This window comes from Streptococcus sp. 27098_8_82, assembly GCF_041431615.1.
GTDB lineage: Bacteria > Bacillota > Bacilli > Lactobacillales > Streptococcaceae > Streptococcus > Streptococcus sanguinis_K.
In genome coordinates this window covers 469753-490118 of record NZ_JAPVYB010000002.1, presented here as the reverse complement: position 1 = coordinate 490118, position 20366 = coordinate 469753, and the positions used below count along the sequence as shown (strand labels likewise).

Below are 20366 nucleotides of genomic sequence, written 5' to 3'. Positions count from 1 at the left end.
AGGTTATTTATCTTGCTTAAAAAGGCAATTTGCCTGCGAAAGCGCCCATTTTCTTCTGAGTGGCATCATCAATCTGAGCCAGCGCCTGATTCAGGGCCTGCGCGGTCATCTCTGACAAAGTTTCCAAATCTTCAGGATCCACAACGGCCGGATTGAAGTCAATGCTGACTACCTTTTTATCGCCTGTCAGTTTAGCAACGACTAAATCTTGGGCTGATTTGCCGGTGAATTCTGTTGCAGCCAGTTCAGCCTGTCCTTTTTCCATTTGTTTTTGAAGCTTTTGTGCCTGCTTCATCATGCTTTGCATGTTCATCATAAGATTTTCTTTCCTTTCTCTCGCAAGGGCTTAGCCCTCGGTAATCTTCACTCTTCAAATTATATCATTTTTTGAAAAAGTGGCAAGAAGCAGAGCCAGAGTTTTTCCATAATGAAAAGCAGGCTATGCTCTTATAAGAGGAATGTGTATCGTATTGAGAATTTTTAATGAAACATAGTTGACGCGAGCCGTGCTCTTTTAATCGCTTGTTTCGTCTAAATCTTCGTTCATATTAAAGTTCATGGTCGGCAAATCCAGACTAGATTGCTCCAAATCTATAGTCAGCTCATAGTCAGTCTTATCACGGACGGTATGCTCAAAGTCTGTAGTGTAGAGGACAAGGCGCAGTTGGTCGCCTTTTTTCATCTTATAGATGGTTGGTTGCAGTTCAAAGGAAAATTCCAGCCATTGGTCAGGAGTGACTTCTTCGACTGTCAGTAGATTGGTTCGATTTTGCAGATTGAGAAAACCTTTGGTGATGACGCGATGAGGCGTTTCAGTATGGGGGAGTTCGACCAGATTGTCCAGCATATAGTAGCGGCCGTTGTCCATGACTCTAGGCTCAATAGGCGTAGGAAGTGGTGTGAGGCGTTTAGCTGGTCCGAAGTCCAGCAATTGAGCAGAAATCAGCCCCTTATCGGTGCTGGATTTGAGGCGAAGATTGAGCTGGCTCGCTCCGTTGAGAAAGAGGTCCTTTTCTAAGGTCCAGTCTAGAGTAATCTGGTTGACCTTACCTTCAAAAAGCTCAGTCTTGAAGCTTTGGTAATTTTTAGCAAAACGATTATAGTCTTCTTCTGGATATTGATTTTGGATAGATTGGCAGTCTTGGCCTAGTTGGAGATGAAGATTCTGCTCTTGCCCTCCGAAGTCTTCCAAGGTCAGCCAGCTTTGAGCTTGGCTGTTGTCCTGCCAGATGACTGTAGGCAGTTCGAAGTCTGATTCACAAGCTAGTAATTTCTTGCTCAGCAGAGCATTGATAGACTCGCGGAAGTCGATGGATTGCCAGTTGTTTATGTAGACATGGGCGCCATTGTGAAAGAAGAGGTGTTTCTTGATGTGGGAGGGTAGGGCTCTAAACATTTGATAGACGTGAAGGGGCTTGACATTCCAGTCTTGAGTGCCATGGGTGAAGACGACTTCGGCCTTGACCTTATCTGCGTGGAGAAGGTAGTTGCGGTCATGCCAAAATTGATTGTAATCCCCAGTTTGCCGGTCTAGGTCTTTGCGCTGCTGCTCTAGGCTTTGCTGATAAGCGTCGTTGTTACGCAGGTAGTCACCAGCCCTCAGGTTGCGGGAGTAGGTCAGTTCGGTCAGGGATTCAAAGTCCTCTCCTGGATAGCCGCCAGGACTAGTGACAAGTCCGTTTTCGCGGTAGTAATTGTACCAAGAAGAAATTCCAGCTTCAGCGATAATGACCTCCAAACCATCTACGCCAGTCGTTGCCAGCCCGTTGGACATGGTGCCCAGATAGGAGATACCGGTCGTAGCCACTTTTCCGTTGGACCAAGTGGCCTTGATTTCCCGTTGGCGAGTGTGGTCGGTGAAGGCTCGGCAGCGGCCGTTGAGCCAATCAATAACATTCTTATAAGCCTCGATCTGCTGATAGTCGCCGCTGGTCATCAGTCCTTCAGAGTCTTTAGTTCCTATGCCAGACACATAGAGATTGGCAAATCCGCGAGGCAGCAAGTAATCATTGAGCGTGTAGGTGCCGATATGACCTAATTTTTCCTCGGCTTCAGAGACTTCTTGGGCAGGAGCTGGCAAATCCAGTTGGAGCAATTTGAGCTCAGGATCTTGTACTGTGATTTGATGAGGCTCTTTTTTTACTAAGTCCACATTCATATCATGGAGAGCCTTGTCGCTGGCGGGGTCATTGGTTCCTTGATGATAAGGAGAAGCGGTCATGACAGCAGGAACTTGTCCTTGATAGCGGGGCCGGATAATGCTGACCTTGATGAGGTCTGGCCGACCGTTTCCATCGGTATCAACTCGGCTTTCTACATAAACCACCTCTCGGATGGCATCGTGGCTGGAAAAGGTTGCCAGGCTCTTGCCGTTGAAGTAGTGGTGGGTATTGTCCTCAGGAATCAAACCCTCGCTGACTAGCTTATCAACTAAGAGGTTGCCATTTTTTGTCCGAGTGTTGAGCAGCTGGTAGAGATTTTCCAACAAGTCTCCAAATGTAATGGGAAAGCCTGTTTCCTTGCGAAAGGCCTCAACATCTGTAAAATCAATAAAGGGCGAGAACTCAAGCAGTTGAAAAGCCACAGTGTAAAAGATAGGTGCTGTCAGTTCTCTGTCAGACTGGAAAAAGCTCAGCAGGTCTGTTTGGCTGTCAGCAGCCCAGGATTTCAAGGGATAATCTGTATTTTTATAAGTGAAAAAGCTGGTGCGGAGAAAATCTTCAAGATTTTCCTTGTCAGAGCGATTGCTGTCATAAAAAAAGCCTAATTCAGCTAATTCTATCAACATATTTTCCCGTTTCGTTCTTGCATAACTATACTGATTAAAACGCATATTCTTCCCTCTTTTTCTTATTTTTATTAAAAATGACCTTTACATTATCCATTATACTTGATAAAATAGACTTTGTCTAAAAAATATTTAAGGAGAATCACTAAATGGATTTCGAATGGGTCGTTAAATACGCCACAGAATTTTTAGGAACAGCTATCCTCATTGTCTTGGGGAACGGAGCTGTTGCCAACGTTGAATTAAAAGGAACTAAGGGACACCAGAGCGGTTGGTTAGTCATCGCTGTCGGATACGGTATGGGGGTTATGATTCCAGCTTTGATGTTTGGTAATGTGTCCGGTAACCATATCAACCCTGCCTTTACTTTGGGACTTGCTGTCAGCGGTTATTTCCCTTGGGCACAGGTTGCACCATATATTGCAGCGCAGATTTTGGGAGCTATCTTCGGACAGGCTTTAGTCGTTGCGACCCATCGCCCTTACTATTTGGGAACAGAAAATCCTAATAATATTTTGGGTACTTTCTCTACCATCTCTAGTCTAGACCATGGCACGCCTGAATCACGTAAAGCAGCCTTGTTCAATGGTTTTATCAATGAATTTGTTGGTTCTTTTGTTCTTTTCTTTGCTGCTATGGGCTTGACCAAGAACTTCTTTGGAGCAGAATTGTTGAGCAAAGCTGAAGCAACTATCAATTCGCAAGCTGCTCAGATGGCAGCACAAGGGACTTCAGTTCCTAAAGAACAGATTGCTGCTGCAATATCTCAGGCTAAAGACCAAGTTGCACCATTCCAAGTTGGTAGCCTTTCAGTCGCTCACTTGGCACTTGGTTTCTTGGTAATGGCTTTGGTAACCTCTCTGGGAGGCCCTACAGGACCAGGACTGAACCCAGCTCGTGACCTCGGACCTCGTATCCTCCACTTCATCCTGCCAGAATCCATTTTGGGCAAACACAAGGGTGATTCAAAATGGTGGTATTCTTGGGTTCCAGTTGTGGCACCGATTCTTGCAAGTATCACAGCAGTCCTCTTGTTTAAAACAATCTACGGATAAGCACATAAGATCAGAGTTGGGGGGATTTCCCCCAGCTCTTTTTTGAACGATAGAGAAGGTAAAGATGGAGATGCAAGTATCAAAATTTCATAAGGTCAGTGGCCGCAGGACCTTACTCTTTGGTTTTTTAGCCCTTGTTTTTGGCCTGATTATCATTGTCAATGGCTTCAGATTTACCAAGCTGGCCTTCGATTTTATTTCGCTTTATCTGACAGTTGTTGGCTTGGTAAATATTGTTCTTCATGTTTTTACGCGCAAGAAAGAAGGGGCTGTCTGGCATAGTCTGCTTCAGATTGCAGTCGCCATGGGTATCAGCTGGCTCAACCGAATCAGTGATGTGCCTGTCAATATTGTGATTATCAGTTTGGGTAGCTACCAGCTCTTGACTGCCGGTATTTACGGAATGACCTATCTGCTTTATCGGCAAAATCATGTCAAGGGAGGTTTGCGCTATCTATTTGATACCATTCTCTATGGTGGGATTGGGCTGACCAGTATTCTTTCGCCTGCGACCGACGGACACTTACAGTTTTTGATTTTGGGAATCTATTTGATGATGCTGGGAATGTCCAATATCCGGGATGGCCTCTTTTTCGACAACGACTGGGAAAAACATCGGCTGCGTAGGCAAATTCGTATTAACCTACCTATTATTTTTGCAGCTTTTATTCCGGTAGAAAATCTGGAACGCTTTAATCGACTGATTCAGGGAGATGCAGCTTCTGATCGTAAAAATGTTTATAGTCTTGTTAAGAATAGAGAAAAAAAGGCGGACTTGGAGGTTTTGGTTCATACTTCAAAGACAAGTTTATTAGGGGCCATTGGCCATGTAGATATTTGCTATCAGGGACAAGTGATTTCTTATGGTAGCTATGATGTTTTTTCTGAGCGATGCAAGGGTATGATTGGAGATGGTGTGCTCTTCAAGGTTCCTAAAGACGCTTATATTGAGCTTTGCAAAAAAGAAAGCAAGAAAACACTCTTTGGTTATTCTTTGGCTTTGACGGATAAGGAGAAGGAAGCAGTTGAGAAGCGCCTGGCTGAAATTGATCAGCTGTTGGTGGAATGGGAACCGCCAGCAGAACTGAAAAATGGCCAGTCAACATACTCCTATAAGTTGAAGCATGAACTAGGAGCGCAGCTATATAAGTTTAAAACCAGTCGTTTCAAGACGTATTTTGTCCTGTCGACCAACTGTTGCCTGCTAGCAGATTCGATTATTGGACAGGCTGGGACAGATATTCTGGATATTCGTGGTATTATCGCGCCCGGTACCTACCAGTCCTATCTGCAGTACGAGTTTGAGTCCGCTAGGGGTTTGGTTATTGCTCAGACCATTTACCAATAAATCCAAGGCCTTCTTGTTTTAAAAATTGTTTATTTGCGCATAATTTCTTGTCAAAAAGATGAAAATCCATTACAATAAAATGGTTTGGAGGAATTATGAGCGCGAATCATATTATTAGAATTATCCCTGTATTAAAGATCAATAATCGTCATTTAAATCAAGAATTTTTCGTAAATCAGCTGGGCATGAAGGCCCTTTTAGAGGAAGCTGCATTTCTGTCCTTGGGTGATCAGACTAAGACAGAGAAACTGCAGCTGGAAGAATCACCCAGTATGCGGTCGCGGCGAGTCAAAGGTCCTAAAAAATTAGCCAGAATCGTTGTCAAGGTTGCAGACGCTAAAGAAATCGAGTCTCTATTGGCTCAAAAACCTGCTTGGACAAAGCTGTATCAAGGAGAGAAAGGCTATGCTTTTGAAGCTCTGTCACCAGAGGGCGATCTAGTTCTCCTGCATGCAGAAGAGAATAGAACAAATCTTCAAGAAGTGGCGGAGGCGCCTGAATTTGAAAAGCAAGAGGACTTCATCGGTCTTAGTCAATTTGAGATAGAGACAGTAGAAATTCGTGTGCCTGATGCCAATGCAGCCCAAGAATTTTACAGCAAGATTGAAAATGCGCTGGATTTCCTGACCTTTACAGAAGCAGAGGGACAAGACTTGCAGGCAGACAATGCCCTAACTTGGGACTTGACCATGCTCAAAGCTCAGGTCAATCGTTTAGAAACTGCTGCCCTGCGTCCTATCTTTGAAGGACGTGAGGTCTTTGTACCCAAGTCAGATAAGTTCCTGCTGAGTCAGGATTCGAGCAAGATTGAATTGTGGTTTGAAGCATGACTCTAGAAAACATCATCAGTAAAATCAAAGAACAGCTAAAAGATGGTATCTATCCCGGTGCTAGTCTGGCCTTGTACCAAGCTGGACGGTGGCAGGAATTCTACTTTGGTCTAGCTGATCCGCAAGAAGGAAAGGCCACTCAAGTGGGTTTGGTCTATGACTTGGCTAGCGTCAGCAAGGTGGTCGGAGTTGGTACTCTGGCAGCCTTTTTGTATGAGCAGGGCAAGCTGGAACTGGATTTGCCCTTACAGCATTATTATCCGGCCTTTCATCAAGAAGATGTGACCTTGCGTCAGCTCTTGACCCACACATCAGGACTAGATCCCTTTATTCCTAATCGTGATCAGCTGACAGCTCCCGAGTTGAAAGAAGCACTCAATTATTTGACAGTGCTTGAAGATAAGACCTTTCGCTATACGGATGTGAATTTTCTGCTCTTGGGCTTTATGTTGGAAGAAATCTACGGTCAGGCCTTGGATCAGATTTTTCAAAGTCAGATTTTCCAGCCTTGGAGTTTGGCTGAGACTAGTTTTGGACCAGTTCTAGGAGCTGTGCCGACCGTTCGCGGTGTCCAGGATGGTCAGGTTCATGATCCCAAGGCGCGTGTGCTGGGTGTCCATGCTGGCAGTGCTGGCTTATTTTCAACTATCAAGGATTTGGAAATATTTCTGGAACATTATCTGCAGGATGATTTTGCGGCCAATCTGACCCAGAATTTTTCCAAGAAGCCAGGCAAAAGACGTAGTCTAGCCTGGAATCTAGAGGGCTGCTGGCTGGAACACACTGGCTACACGGGAACCTTTATCATGTATAATCGCAAGGAGCAAAAAGCGGCTATTTTCCTGTCCAACCGGACCTATGAAAAAGACGAGCGGGCTCAATGGATCTTGGATCGTAACCAGCTGATGGACCTGATAAGAAGAGAACTTTAAAAGACTCCGGCTGCAAGCCCCGGAGTTTTATCGTGTCTGCCTATATAAATATCGGTCTCTAGCCCCAGTGATTTTCTCTTAATAAAAATCGCTTTTTTTGCCAAAGTATATTAAAATAAGATAGAGAGAATCTACAGACAAGAGAAGAATATGACAAAAGAAATCGGTGTCGGCAAGGCACACAGTAAAATTATTTTAATGGGAGAGCATTCGGTGGTCTACGGCTATCCGGCCATTTCCCTGCCTCTTAATCGTATTGAAGTGACCTGTCAGGTCTTTCCGTCTGAGCGGGCCTGGACCCTCTACGCCGAGGATACGCTGTCTATGGCTGTTTTTGCCTGTCTAGAACATCTAGGTCGGCAAGGGGCTAAGATTCGCTGTCAGGTGGAGTCCATGGTCCCTGAGAAGAGGGGTATGGGGTCTTCAGCCGCAGTCAGTATTGCGGCTATTCGTGCGGTCTTTGACTACTTTGAGGAAGAGCTGGATGACCAGACACTGGAGATTCTAGCCAATCGGGCAGAGATGATTGCCCATATGAATCCCAGTGGCCTTGATGCCAAGACCTGCCTTAGCGATGTAGCTATTAAGTTTATCCGCAATTTCGGTTTCAGCGAAATTGAGCTGGATCTGGATGCCTTTTTAGTGATTGCAGATACGGGCATTCACGGTCATACCCGCGAAGCTATCCGTGCTGTAGAAAGTCAGGGCCAAAAGGCTCTGCCTTTGCTGCAGGAATTGGGGAATTTAACGAAAATCCTTGAGAAAGCCATTTCTATCAAGGACCTGATGACAATGGGACAAGCTATGACCAAGGCTCATGAGAAGTTAGCCAAGCTAGGAGTGTCTTGCCAGAAAGCAGATGAGCTAGTAGCGGCAGCTCTTGAAAACGGAGCTTTGGGAGCTAAAATGAGCGGCGGTGGTCTGGGTGGCTGTGTCATTGCTCTTGTAGGAGAAAGAAATCAGGCGGAGGCCTTAGCCGCATTATTGAGAGAGAAAGGGGCCATTAACACATGGATCGAAAGCCTGTAAGTGTCAAATCCTATGCCAATATTGCAATTGTCAAATATTGGGGGAAGAAAGATGCAGAAAAGATGATTCCGTCTACCAGCAGTATCTCGCTGACACTGGAAAATATGTATACCGAGACGCAGCTGAGTCCTTTGCCGGATTCAGCGACTGGAGATGAGTTTTATATTGACGGTCAGCTGCAAAGCCCGGCAGAACATGCCAAAATCAGTAAGATTATTGACCGTTTCCGCTCTCCAGAAGATGGTTTTGTCCGCGTTGATACCAGCAATAATATGCCAACAGCAGCGGGTCTGTCTTCCAGCTCCAGCGGTCTGTCTGCCCTAGTCAAGGCCTGCAATGCTTATTTTCAGACGGGCTATCAGACGCAAGAGCTGGCCCAGCTGGCTAAGTTTGCTTCAGGATCGTCTGCTCGGTCTTTCTTTGGTCCGCTAGCAGCCTGGGATAAGGACAGTGGGGCCATTTATCCAGTCAAGACGGATTTGAAACTAGCCATGATTATGTTGGTTCTGCACGATGAGAAAAAGCCCATTTCCAGCCGCGACGGTATGGAGCTCTGCGCCAAAACTTCCACCATTTTCCCAGATTGGATTACCCAGTCTGCCTTGGATTATCAGGCCATGCTAGGTTATTTGCGGGACAATGATTTTTCCAAGGTTGGTCAGCTGACGGAAGAAAATGCTCTTCGGATGCATGCTACAACAGAAAAAGCTTATCCGCCGTTTTCTTATCTGACAGAGGAGTCTTACCAAGCTATGGATGCTGTCAGAAAGCTGCGGGAGCAGGGCGAGCGTTGCTACTTTACCATGGACGCAGGGCCCAATGTCAAGGTGCTCTGCTTGGAGGAAGACCTAGACCATCTGGTGGCCATTTTTGAGAAGGACTACCGACTTATCGTCTCCAAAACAAAGGACTTGTCAGATGAAAGCTAGTGCAAGAGTCCAAACCTGTGGCAAGCTCTATCTGGCGGGTGAATATGCAGTGCTGACGGCCGGTCAGCCGGCCATTATCAAGGCCATTCCCATCTATATGACGGCGGAAATCCAGGCAGCCTCTGCCTATCGCTTGACATCAGATATGTTTAATCATAGTGCTAACCTAGAGCCAGACCCTGATTATGCCTTGATTCAGGAGGCGGTAGGGGTTATGAACACTTATCTGCTAGCCTTAGGCTACCAACTTCAGCCTTTTTCTCTGAAGATTAGTGGCAAGATGGAAAGAGAAGGCAAGAAGTTCGGGATTGGCTCCAGTGGTAGTGTTGTTATTCTGACCATCAAGGCCATGGCAGCCCTTTATGAGCTGGACTTAGAGCCAGAGCTACTCTTTAAGCTGGCTTCTTACGTTCTCCTCAAGCGCGGAGACAATGGCTCTATGGGAGATCTAGCCTGCATTGCTTATGAAGATCTGATTTACTACCGGTCTTTTGATAGAGAGCTGGTCCGCAAGCTCATGGACAAAGTTGATTTACAGCAATTACTAGCAGAGGATTGGGGTCTTGAAATTCGTAGTATTAAGCCTTGCTTAGCCATGGATTTTCTGGTTGGCTGGACCAAGCAGCCGGCGATTTCTAAGGACTTGGTCAATCAGGTCAAGTCAGCTATTTCGGAGTCCTTTTTGACAGGCAGTAGGACGCAGGTTGATGCTTTGGAGAGAGCTTTATTAGCAGGAGAGAAGTTCGCTATTCAGTCTAGTATGGAAAAGGCTAGTCAGCTATTAGAAAGGCTCAGTCCAGCTATTTATATAGACAGGCTGAAAGTCTTAAAAGAAGCGGCAGAGGGACTGAACTGTGTGGCTAAGAGCAGTGGTGCTGGCGGTGGCGACTGCGGGATTGCTCTCAGCTTTGATGATGCATCTAGCAACCAACTGATTCAAGCCTGGCAAGAAGCTGGCATTGATCTATTATACAGAGAAAGGATGGGCCATGATGAGCCAGAATCGTAAGGATGACCATATCAAATACGCCTTAGAGCAGCGTCTGGGTTACAACAGTTTTGATGAAATGGAACTGGTTCACCGTTCTCTGCCCAAGTATGATTTGGCAGAGATTGACCTATCTACTCACTTTGCTGGTCGTGATTGGGAGTTTCCTTTTTACATCAATGCCATGACTGGCGGCAGCCAAAAAGGCGGTCAGATCAATGAAAAACTGGCTCAAGTAGCTGAAAGTTGTGGCCTTCTTTTTGTGACTGGCTCTTATAGTGCAGCCTTGAAAAATCCTTCTGATCTTTCCTATCGGGTGGCGGCTGGTCGGCCTGATTTATTACTGGCTACCAATATCGGCTTGGACAAGCCTTATCAAGCTGCCCAGCAGGCGATAGCTGATTTGCAGCCCCTCTTTTTGCAGGTCCATGTCAATCTTATGCAGGAATTGCTGATGCCAGAGGGCGAGCGGGAGTTTCGCTCTTGGCGCCAGCACTTGACAGATTATAGTCAGCGGCTGGATCTTCCCCTAATTCTTAAAGAAGTTGGCTTTGGCATGGATCGCTCTACTGTCGAAGAAGCGCGCTCCTTGGGGATTCAGACTTTTGATATTTCCGGCCGGGGTGGCACTAGCTTTGCCTATATTGAAAATCAGCGGGGTGGCAATCGTGACTACCTCAATGATTGGGGGCAATCTACTCTGCAGAGTCTGTTAGCGCTTCAGCCACTTCGCGATGAGGTCGAACTCTTGGCTAGTGGAGGTGTCCGCCATCCTTTGGATATGGTCAAAGCTCTGGTCTTAGGAGCCAAGGCGGTCGGTCTCTCTCGCACTATGCTGGACTTGGTGGAAAATCACTCAGTAGAAGAGGTTATTGATATTGTAGAAGGCTGGAAATCGGATCTGCGTCTCATCATGTGCGCCCTGTCGTGCCGAAATTTGCAAGAATTAAAGAGTGTACCCTATCTACTCTACGGTCGGCTAAAAGAAGCTCATGAACAGATTCAATAAATAGCATAAAGTCATACAAAAAAGGCCATCAATGGCCTTTTTACTTGTCCTGTTTTCGTAAGTCAGCTAGGATTTCTTGAGCAGTAGCGAGGTTGAAAGTCTTCTTGGCTGTTAAGCGATTGGCTACAGCAGCAATTTCTTCGCCTTGGGCTCCAGCTTGTAATGCTAAAGATTTGGCTTGCAATTTCATGTGTCCGGCTTGGATGCCAGTACTGACCAGGGCTTTGAGGGCAGCGAAGTTTTGTGCCAATCCGACCGATACGATGAGGGAAGCCAAGTCCTTGGCCTGAGGCTGCCCTAGCAAGTCAAAGCTGGCTGCCACTGCGGGATTGAGGCCGATGGAGCCTCCCTTAGTTGCAATGGGCATGGGCAGTGTCATCTGACCATGAAGCTGTCGGTTGTCTGAATCCGCATTCCAAGTAGAGAGTCCGCTGTAGCTTCCTTCTCGGCTGGCATAGGCATGAGCGCCAGCTTCTATAGCCCTCCAGTCATTTCCAGTAGCCAGCACCAAAGCATCAATACCATTAAAGATACCTTTATTGTGGGTAGCTGCCCGGTAAGGGTCGACCTTTGCTAATTTACTGGCTAGTTGCATTTTATCCGCAAGAAGTTCCGCCTCGGCCTTATCCCGACTGAGAAAACGATAGTCGATGACACAGCGGGCTGTTACTAGGCTATCTGTTGCATAGTTTGATAGGATAGCCATCAGACTTTTACCGCCAGTCAGCTCTTCCAGAGAAAGGGTGAGGGCCTCCAGCATGGTGTTGAGCATATTGGCACCCATGGCTTCCTGTGTATCCACAGAAAGATAAAAAATGAGGAAGTCATCCTTTGGCTCCAGCCAGAGATCTCTAGCACCTCCACCACGAGCAACAATCGATGGATAGGCTTGGTTGGCCTGTTCCAGCAACTCTTTCTTTTTCCTGAGAACATCTTTGATGGCTTGGTCTGCCATATCAACCTGATAGAGGGCAATTTGCCCAATCATCTGGCGTTTGTGAACCTCGGTTTCAAATCCGCCTGAACGTTTGATAATTTTAGCCGCAAAGCTAGCCGCTGCTACCACAGATGGCTCTTCTGTCACAAATGGAACTTGATAGCTTTTGCCATCCACCAGAAAGTCTGGCACCAGAGAGTAGGGCAGGGCCAGAGTGGCCAGTACATTTTCACTCATCTGGTTGGCTGTTTCCAGAGGCAAAGTCTGCTGACTGTCTAGCAGCTGCCAATGTTCATCTTGTAAAAGTCCCTTTTCTTTCAACATCTGCAGCCGTTCAGCAGGAGTTTTTTTAGAAAATCCAGTCCAGTTTACTTTCATGATGATTTCTCAACTTTGATGTACTTACGTTGATGCTCTGCAATTTCTGCCAGAGCAAAGCTTTGTTCCTCATAGCCAGAGAAGCTGGCATTGCCTTCCGCATCCAGCTCAGCTTCTTCAAAAAAGATGCGCTCGTAATTCGGGATGGAAAGAGCCTGACGCTGGTCTAATTCCTCTAGGCGTGTTTGAGATAGATGCTTTTCATAGCCCTCTACCAAATTGGCACTAAAGATTTCAGAGACAGCTCCGCTGCCATAGCCAAAGAGAGCAATCCGATCGCCAGCCTTGAGGTTGTCAGAGTTTTCTAAAAGAGACAGAAGACCTAGGAAGAGGGAGCCGGTATAGATATTTCCAACTTTTTGGCTGTAGAGAATAGAGGCTTCAAAGTTCTTTCTGAGCTGGTCTTGCTGCTCTTGGGGCAGGCTTTTATCCATGATTTTATTGAGGCCTTTAAGGGCCAGTTTTGGATAAGGCAGGTGGAAGCAGTAGGCCGCAAAATCTTTGAGAGCTAGCTTGTGGCGTTTCTGGTATTCCGTCCAAGTTGTCTTTAAGCTATCCAGATACTGCTGGGTTGAATAGAGCCCGTTGACATAAGGCGTTGTCGAGTAATTTGGGCGCCAAAAATCCATGACATCGCGTGTCTGAGCTACATTATCATCATTGAAAGCCAGGATACGAGGATTGCTGCAAATCAGCATAGAAATAGCTCCCGCTCCCTGAGTTGGTTCGCCAGGTGTGTTAATGCCATATTTGGCAATGTCGCTAGCTAACACCAAAACTTTGCTGTCTGGATGTTTTTCGATATGGAGCTTGGCATAGTCCAGTGCAGCAGTAGCTCCATAGCAGGCTTCCTTAATTTCAAAGCTGCGGGCAAAAGGCTGGATACCCAAAAGGCCGTGGACAAAAACGGCCGCCGCCTTGCTCTGGTCAATCCCTGACTCAGTAGCCACAATGACCATATCAATCTTTTCTTTGTCCTCTGTTGTCAGGATGGGCTCTGCTGCCGCGGCTCCCAAGGTAACAATATCCTCAGTCAGAGGAGCAATGCTTAGTTCCTTGAGTAAGAGCCCCTTGCTAAGCTTGTCTGGGTCAGTTCCACGGGCTGCCGCTAAATCATTTAATTTTAAAACATAATTACTGGTCGCAAAACCGATTTTGTCGATTCCGATTGTCATTATAAGACCTCTTTAAATCCTTTTATTCTAGTATATTCCGAAAACTATTTTACCATACTTAGGAATAAAACTCTTACAAAAACATCTAATCTCAGCTAAATCAGGCTTAAGATGTATTTTCCAAAATAAAAACAGCAGATGGCTCTACTGTTTGTTTGCTGTGAGTTTGGTTTGGCGCTTTTTTAAATAGTGATAGAGCTTGAGTACGACAGTGCCACTGGCCATGCCAATCGAGATAACCAAGGCCAGAATGACCACCAGAGTGGCGTGAATCATGGCCTGGCTGTAATCACCAGTTACAAAGAAGGCAGTCGTCCGATAGGAAATGTAGCCTGGGACTAAAGGTGCTAGAATGGCCAAAATAAAAACAACAGCGGGCGTTTTGTAGATGATGCTGAGGATTTGGCTGACGCAGGAACCAATGATAGCAGCCACAAAGGTTGCTATGATGACGTTGGTCGGTCCTTTGAGCAGGAGATAGAGTAGCCAAATAGCCATGCCCAGCACTCCGCCGGGAATCAGCATACTGCGCTGGACATTTAGAACGATTAAAAAAGTAATGATAGCCAGTAGGCTGGCAACTGCTTGCAGTAAGAATGTCAAGATTGTCATAAGCTTATTTCATAATAAGGAGGGCAACAGAAGTGCCTGCACCGAGAGCAAGAGTGATGAGGAGCGATTCAAAGAGCTTGCTCATCCCAGAGTTGATATGGTTGGTCATGATGTCACGCACAGAGTTGGTCAGAGCAATGCCGGGCACAAAAGGCATGACAGAACCCGCAATAATCAAATCATCTGTGGAGTTAAAACCAGAATAGCGTGTCCAGATATGAGCCAGCAGTCCAAAGACGAAGGCTCCGGCAAAAGCTGTCACAAAAGGAATGCGGATATACTTGTCCACATACAAAGAGAAAGCAAAGCCAAAGAAGGTAGCAATAGCCGCACCCAAAGCATCGTAGAAATTTCCGCCAAACATGATGGAGAAGAAGGGAGCACTGAGCGTTGCGGCAGCAATCAGTTGCTTGTTGTTATAGGGCAGCTCCTTAACTTTGAGGCAATTCAGCTCATCAAAAGCCTCTTGAAGGCTGATTTCTCCTGTTACCAACTGACGGGAGACCTGATTGACGTCACAGACCTTCTCGATATTGTAGTTGGTCTTGAGATTGCGCTTCATCCGTGAGACATTTGTATTTTCAATCGAAAAGAAAATAGCTACTGGCATTGCTAAGGCATTGCAGTCGATAATCCCTTGCGAATGAGCGATACGAATCATGGTGTCTTCCACCCGATAAGTCTCGGATCCGCTCTGCAGCAGCAGTGTCCCAGCCAGCATGATGACATCTACCGCCAGATTGAAATCTTTGGCTTCTTCCCTGATACCTTTCTCTGTCATTTCCCCAGTCCTTTTCCTAGTATAGCAATAGAACCATTATACCATAAAGCCTCTGAAAAATATCATCAAGTTGGCAGTCACTCGAAGTCTGAAATACAAAAAAGAAGATTGGGGATTTCCAATCTTCTTTCAAATGGTTTGTAAGTCCTTAGTCGTTTATTAGCTCAAAGCATCGTCCATAGAGAGTACTTCATGGAAGACACGTTGAGTCAATTCAGTCTTTTGCTCTGGAGTCAAGTACTTAGTATTTACACAGTAACCTGAGATACGAACGATAACGTCTTCACCAGACATAATCTTGTCGTAAACGTCCTTCAAGTCCATAACGTTCAAGTTAACGTGCTGACCACCGTTTTCAAAGTAGCCATCCAGGATAGTAACCAAGTTGTCTACTTGTTCGTCGTGTGTCTTACCAAGCGCACGAGGTGAAACTTGAGTTGTCAATGAGATACCGTCAGCTGCGTAACTGAAGTCCAAGCTAGCAAGTGAGTTCAAGTTTTGCAACCAGCCACCTTTTGCCTTGTTAGATGGGTTGGCACCTGGTGAGAAGAATTCCAGTTTAGACAAGTTCACGCTACCATCTTCGTTGAGGTACACTCCTTTGTGGACTGGTGAGTTACCAGTTTGTTTAGAGTAAGCAACGTTAGATGTGATTGTCAAGAGTGATACTGTAGCTTCAGCGTTCTTGTAAAGTTTGTGGCTGCGCAGACGAGTTGTGTAAGCTTCAACCAACCATTCAGCCAATTCGTTAGAGCGAGGATCATCTTCACCCCAACGTGGGTATTCTCCGATTGTTTCATAGTCGTAGATATAGCCGTTTTCGTCGCGAATTGGCTTAACAGTTGCATACTTGATAGCAGACAAGGTATCAACAGTGTTGGCAAATCCACAGATACCGAATCCCATGTTAGCGCGTTGGTAAGTTGGCAAGAAGGCCATTTGAACAGCTTCGTAGTTGTACTTGTCAGTCATGTAGTGGATGATGTTCAAGGCATCTACGTAAGTGTCAGTCAACCAGTCCAGAGATTTTTCAAAGTTTGCTTTAACTGATTCGAATTCAAGAACTTCGTCACGAATAGGCTCGATGTCAAATACCTTGTAGTCTTTATGAACATCGTCGTAACCACCGTTGAGACCTGTCAGAAGGGCTTTCAGTACGTTTACACGAGCACCAAAGTATTGGATGTTGTGGCGTTGTTCTTCATTTTCAGGATCAAGTGGAGACACACAGCAAGAGATACAGCTCATTTCACCGTAACCGTCTTTAGCCATAGTTGTTACACCTTCGTATTGGATAGAAGAGTGCTTGTGGCTCATGTGCATACAGTAGCGACGGAATGAGTATGGAAGTTTGTCAGTCCAGAGAACAGTCAAGTTTGGCTCTGGAGAGTTACCAATGTTGTCAAGTGTGTTAAGGAAACGGTAGTCCATCTTTGTAACACGGTGACGGCCATCGTTACCCATACCAGCCATAGAAGTAGTGATGAAGGTTGGGTCACCAGAGTAAAGTTGGTCGTAAGCTTTAGTACGAGCAAACTTCACTGTACGAAGTTTCATAACGAAATCATCAACAAATTCTTGGATTTCTGATTCAGTGTAAGTACCGCGAGCCAAGTCACGTTCTGCGTAGATGTCAAGAACGATAGGCACACGTCCGAGAGAAGTAGCAGCACCATTGATGACACGGCAGACAGCCATGAAGGCGATGTTAGTCCATTGGATAGCTTCTTTAACGTCGAAGGCAGGGCGGCGAACGTCAACTCCGTAAAGGTCACCAAGTTTTACAACTTCACCAAGTGCTTGGTATTGCAGGTTGATTTCTTCGCGCAGACGGATTGTTTCTTCGTCAATATCAGTCAAACCATTCCAGTCGCGAACTTTTTCAGCCATGAGGTAGTCAGCTCCATAAAGAGCAAGACGTGCGTAAACCCCGATGATACGTCCGCGTGAGTAAGCATCTGGAAGACCAGTTACAGTGTGGGCGTGACGAGCACGACGGATGTTAGAAGTGTAAGCACGGAAGATACCGTCATTTACTGTAGTAACATATTTAGTAAAGATTTCATGAACAGCAGGATCTGGTTCGTATCCATTTTCTTTCAAAGTAGTTTCAGCCATGCGGATACCGCCTTTTGGCATGAAGTTCAATTTGAAGAGTTCGTCGTTTTGGATACCGTAAATCAGTTCGTTGTCCTTGTCAATGTAACCAGCGTCAATATCAGCGATAGATGCTGGACGAGTGTCCATTGGGAAACGAGTTTCTTCGTAGTGAGCTTTTGTTTCTTCTACGATTTTCTTGATGTGGAGTGAGCGCTCAGTAGGACCTGCCAAGAAGCTTTCATCTCCATCATAAGGTGTGTAGTTAGCTTGAACGAAGCGAGAAACACTTGCTTTCTCTTTCCAGTCTTCACCTTTGAAGCCTTCCCAAGCTTTGTCAAAAATATCTTGAGCTTCAACAACTGTTTTTACAACCATTTGATTTTCCTCTTTATTCTAGCAACATAAACTGTTACATTTATAAGTAAAGTATATCATACGGTAATCGGTTTCACAAACCATTTTCGGCAGAAAGAAAGACTTTCTTTTATAATACAGAAAGTAAAAAGTCTCGGATGTGTACTATAGATTTGAAAAACATAACTCTTTTCAAATATTTTGGAAAAATGGGTAAAAAAGTTATAATAAAAGTAATTAAAATGTCATATAAAAATTACTGGCGAAGAATCTTACGTTTAAAATACTTTTTACAAGAATGAAAAACTGTTTCAGATTTATTTGAGCAAAAAGGGCCGACTTTGTGAAAGCCTGTAAGCTGAGATTGATGGCAGGAGAAAGGAGGAGGGCATGCTGATTTTTCCACTGATTAACGATACATCTCGGAAGATTATCCACATTGATATGGACGCTTTTTTTGCTTCGGTGGAAGAGCGGGATAATCCTAAGCTAAAGGGACATCCGGTCATTATCGGCAGCGATCCCCGTTTGACTGGTGGTCGTGGTGTCGTCTCCACCTGCAATTATGAGGCCAGAAAGTTCGGAGTTCATTCGGCTATGAGCTCCAAGGAAGCCTATGAGCGTTGCCCTCAGGGGATTTTTATATCGGGGAATTACGAAAAATATCAGGTAGTCGGCTTGCAGATCCGAGAAATTTTCAAACGCTATACGGACTTGATTGAGCCAATGAGTATCGACGAGGCTTATCTGGATGTAACGGAAAACAAGCTAGAGATTAAATCCGCAGTCAAAATAGCCAAGCTGATTCAGCACGATATCTGGAATGAGCTTCATCTGACAGCTTCGGCAGGCGTTTCTTATAATAAGTTTCTGGCCAAGATTGCCAGTGACTATGAGAAGCCTCATGGTCTGACTGTTATTCTACCCGAAGAGGCTGAGGCCTTTCTGGCGCCTATGGACATTGCCAAGTTTCATGGAGTTGGTAAGAAAAGCGTTGAAAAACTGCATGAAATGGGAGTTTATACTGGTGCAGATCTGCTCAAGATACCAGAAATGACCTTGATTGATAAGTTTGGTCGCTTTGGTTTTGATCTCTACCGGAAAGCGCGTGGCATCAGTAATAGTCCAGTCAAGTCCAATCGCATCCGTAGGTCAATCGGGAAGGAGCGGACCTATGCCAAACTACTCTATAGTGAGGAGGATATCAAGAAAGAGCTGACCCTGCTGGCACAGAAGGTAGAAAATAGCCTGACTAAGCATGATAAGAAAGGACGAACCATCGTTCTGAAAATTCGTTATGCCGATTTCTCCACCTTGACTAAAAGGAAAAGTTTGAATCTAGCCACTCAAGACAAGGAGCAAATCGAGCGAACTGCGCATGAGATATACGATAGCTTGGAAGAACAACCACGAGGTATCCGGCTGCTAGGACTGACAGTGACGGGGTTTGAATAAAGATAAAGGCTTGGTTCATTACCAGGCTTTTTTAGATATAGTTTTTAGAATGAGAGATTTGCTTGTGACAAGTTTCTAAGTTGTCTGATAATTTTCATTGACTAAAAATAATCTTTTTTGAAAAAATACTGGACAAAGTTTTCTGTGTCTGTTATACTGAGTTTATAAAATAAAAAACCGTCTGGTCGGTTTTTAAAAAGAAAGGAGCAGAAATGAAGAAATCTGTAGTAGAAAAAACAAGCGAGCACATCCTCAAGTTTAATCAGGAGCTGGATCGGCAGCGGGAAGGTCAGAAAGAGTTTTTGCAGCAGCAGGCAGAAAAACGTAAGGTGTGGCTAGAAAAGATAACACAGGGTGAGAATCTCATACGCTATTCTAAGTGGGGAGTCAAAGCTGGATATGCTGTCCTTGCTGGTGGCTTGCTGACTTCTGTCTTTAGCCCTTGGCGAGGACTGGGTATTATGGCAGTAGGGGGTCTGAGCCTTGCCTCCAATCTCTGGCAAATTCGGCGATTGCAAAATCAAGAAAGGAGCAAGTAGCAGAGAAATGGCCTGTCTTAAGCATCAGAGTCAGGACAACTTAGAAACTAAAAGCAGCAGGCAGTAGCTAAACGGTGCTGACATAGTTTTTAGCATTATTTAGTCTATCTTTGCTTTTTATTTTAGGCAAGGACTAAAAGACTACGTTTTCTATTTGGCGCAGGTCTTTATTTTTTATAATAAAACAAACCGAATGGTCGGATTTTAAAAATCTGCGTTTCAAAACAGGCAATCATCTGAAAGACTGAGAGTAAAGGATGCTTTTGTCCAGTTTTCGGATGACTTTTCACTATTCTACATTTGATAAGGAGTTATCGTATGAACACACAAACACATGTAGAGCCAGAGACAAGGCATATCCTGCCCTTTCTGGCCTGGACTTTTGGCATTACCTGGGGATCCTGGCTGCTTCAGTATATTTTAACCGCCCTGAAGCTGACCAGCGGGGCTGATCCTTTGGGCTTTGCTCTCAATTTCATCGGGGGCTTCGGACCGACCTTGGGAACTTTTATCAGCCTCAAAATTTCTCATCCTAAGAAGATGCTGGACTTTATCTTTTCTCATGCTAAGGGCTGGTGGATTTACATGCTGGTCTTCTGTTTGGTTCGGGTTTTGACCCTTTTTATCGCCAATCCTGTATTACCACCGCTCAATGCCATTCTGATGTTTCCTCTGGGCTGGACCTTTGTCACCTTTGCTGGGGGCGGGAATGAAGAGCTGGGCTGGCGGGGCCTCCTGCAGCCGGCTCTGGAGAAACAATTCTCCTTCCCTCTGGCAACTGTCATCACGGCTCTGGTCTGGGTGGCCTGGCATCTGCCCCTCTGGCTGATTCCGGGAACGAGTCAAAGTCAGATTTCTTTGCCCTTCTATCTCTCCTTTGGTATCTTGCTCTGTTTCTGTCAGGCGGTTCTCTACAAGCAGACGGCCTCTGTCTTTGCCTGCATGGTCTTTCACGGCTGCATTAACTTTGCTCAGGCGACGATTGTCGGCAGTGCTACAAATGGCGGAAGGTATCTCAGCTTCCAGGCTGCTAATCTGGTCATGACCGCTCTGCTGGTCGGCTGGTGGTATTGGAAGGGCAACCGGAAAGGAGTTCAGAAAGATGCAGGCTAAAAATCTTGGCAATC

Annotated in this window: 18 protein-coding genes; 11 read left to right on the top strand and 7 right to left on the bottom strand. The window is 45.5% G+C overall.

What is annotated here, in order from left to right; all coding sequences use genetic code 11:
- Positions 1 to 16: 16 nt before the first annotated feature.
- On the bottom strand, positions 17 to 316 hold the full coding sequence (locus O3627_RS05680; RefSeq protein WP_061592271.1) for a YbaB/EbfC family nucleoid-associated protein: 300 nt from the start codon (positions 314 to 316) through the stop codon (positions 17 to 19).
- Between the two features lie 198 nt (positions 317 to 514).
- A complete protein-coding gene (locus O3627_RS05675) occupies positions 515 to 2833 on the bottom strand; it encodes a Xaa-Pro dipeptidyl-peptidase (RefSeq protein WP_268701056.1) in 2319 nt (772 codons plus the stop codon).
- 104 nt (positions 2834 to 2937) lie between these two features.
- On the opposite strand from O3627_RS05675, the gene gla reads away from it, so the two are divergent.
- From gla to fni, 8 genes are all read left to right on the top strand, one after another.
- Positions 2938 to 3843 (top strand): aquaglyceroporin Gla, encoded by a 906-nt coding sequence (gene gla / locus O3627_RS05670; RefSeq protein WP_371621311.1) that lies wholly within the window; start codon positions 2938 to 2940, stop codon positions 3841 to 3843.
- Positions 3844 to 3907: 64 nt separating this feature from the next.
- On the top strand, positions 3908 to 5191 hold the full coding sequence (locus O3627_RS05665) for a DUF308 domain-containing protein (protein WP_371621310.1): 1284 nt from the start codon (positions 3908 to 3910) through the stop codon (positions 5189 to 5191).
- A 95-nt stretch (positions 5192 to 5286) separates the two neighbouring features.
- The gene (locus tag O3627_RS05660; protein ID WP_125382090.1) at positions 5287 to 6021 is read left to right on the top strand and encodes a CppA N-terminal domain-containing protein; all 735 of its coding nucleotides are present in this window, start codon (positions 5287 to 5289) and stop codon (positions 6019 to 6021) included.
- Entirely contained in the window at positions 6018 to 6953 is a 936-nt protein-coding gene (locus O3627_RS05655) for a serine hydrolase domain-containing protein (protein ID WP_125382089.1), read from the top strand. The genes O3627_RS05660 and O3627_RS05655 overlap by 4 nt, the downstream gene beginning before the upstream one ends.
- Positions 6954 to 7103: 150 nt before the next feature.
- A complete protein-coding gene (gene mvk / locus O3627_RS05650) occupies positions 7104 to 7982 on the top strand; it encodes a mevalonate kinase (protein WP_125382087.1) in 879 nt (292 codons plus the stop codon).
- Positions 7964 to 8911, top strand: a complete 948-nt coding sequence (gene mvaD / locus O3627_RS05645) for a diphosphomevalonate decarboxylase (protein WP_125382086.1) — start codon at positions 7964 to 7966, stop codon at positions 8909 to 8911. The genes mvk and mvaD overlap by 19 nt, the downstream gene beginning before the upstream one ends.
- A complete protein-coding gene (locus O3627_RS05640; RefSeq protein WP_125382084.1) occupies positions 8901 to 9920 on the top strand; it encodes a phosphomevalonate kinase in 1020 nt (339 codons plus the stop codon). The genes mvaD and O3627_RS05640 overlap by 11 nt, the downstream gene beginning before the upstream one ends.
- Positions 9901 to 10908 carry a type 2 isopentenyl-diphosphate Delta-isomerase gene (gene fni, locus O3627_RS05635; protein ID WP_125382082.1) on the top strand — a complete coding sequence of 336 codons (1008 nt, stop codon included), beginning with the start codon at positions 9901 to 9903 and terminating at the stop codon, positions 10906 to 10908. The genes O3627_RS05640 and fni overlap by 20 nt, the downstream gene beginning before the upstream one ends.
- A gap of 40 nt (positions 10909 to 10948) precedes the next feature.
- Here fni and O3627_RS05630 read toward each other — a convergent pair whose 3' ends face one another.
- The 5 genes from O3627_RS05630 to pflB all read right to left on the bottom strand — a co-directional run bounded on the left by O3627_RS05630 (position 10949) and on the right by pflB (position 17266).
- Complete coding sequence (locus tag O3627_RS05630; protein WP_125382081.1) at positions 10949 to 12223, bottom strand: hydroxymethylglutaryl-CoA reductase, degradative; 1275 nt, start codon at positions 12221 to 12223, stop codon at positions 10949 to 10951.
- The gene (locus O3627_RS05625) at positions 12220 to 13398 is read right to left on the bottom strand and encodes a hydroxymethylglutaryl-CoA synthase (protein ID WP_125382079.1); all 1179 of its coding nucleotides are present in this window, start codon (positions 13396 to 13398) and stop codon (positions 12220 to 12222) included. Before O3627_RS05625 ends, O3627_RS05630 begins: the two co-directional genes overlap by 4 nt.
- Before the next feature lie 144 nt (positions 13399 to 13542).
- A complete protein-coding gene (locus O3627_RS05620; protein ID WP_002903393.1) occupies positions 13543 to 14010 on the bottom strand; it encodes a threonine/serine exporter family protein in 468 nt (155 codons plus the stop codon).
- Positions 14011 to 14014: 4 nt separating this feature from the next.
- A complete protein-coding gene (locus O3627_RS05615; RefSeq protein ID WP_002903742.1) occupies positions 14015 to 14791 on the bottom strand; it encodes a threonine/serine exporter family protein in 777 nt (258 codons plus the stop codon).
- Positions 14792 to 14950: 159 nt separating this feature from the next.
- Positions 14951 to 17266: a formate C-acetyltransferase gene (gene pflB / locus O3627_RS05610; RefSeq protein ID WP_002896602.1), complete on the bottom strand. Its 2316-nt coding sequence runs from the start codon at positions 17264 to 17266 to the stop codon at positions 14951 to 14953.
- A gap of 369 nt (positions 17267 to 17635) precedes the next feature.
- On the opposite strand from pflB, the gene dinB reads away from it, so the two are divergent.
- The 3 genes from dinB (at position 17636) to O3627_RS05595 (ending at position 20352) form a co-directional block, all read left to right on the top strand.
- Positions 17636 to 18700, top strand: coding sequence for a DNA polymerase IV (dinB, locus tag O3627_RS05605; protein ID WP_125382078.1), 1065 nt, complete (start codon positions 17636 to 17638; stop codon positions 18698 to 18700).
- A 212-nt stretch (positions 18701 to 18912) separates the two neighbouring features.
- Positions 18913 to 19239, top strand: coding sequence for a hypothetical protein (locus O3627_RS05600; protein ID WP_002896600.1), 327 nt, complete (start codon positions 18913 to 18915; stop codon positions 19237 to 19239).
- Positions 19240 to 19557: 318 nt separating this feature from the next.
- A complete protein-coding gene (locus O3627_RS05595; RefSeq protein WP_125382077.1) occupies positions 19558 to 20352 on the top strand; it encodes a CPBP family intramembrane glutamic endopeptidase in 795 nt (264 codons plus the stop codon).
- Positions 20353 to 20366: the final 14 nt, after the last annotated feature.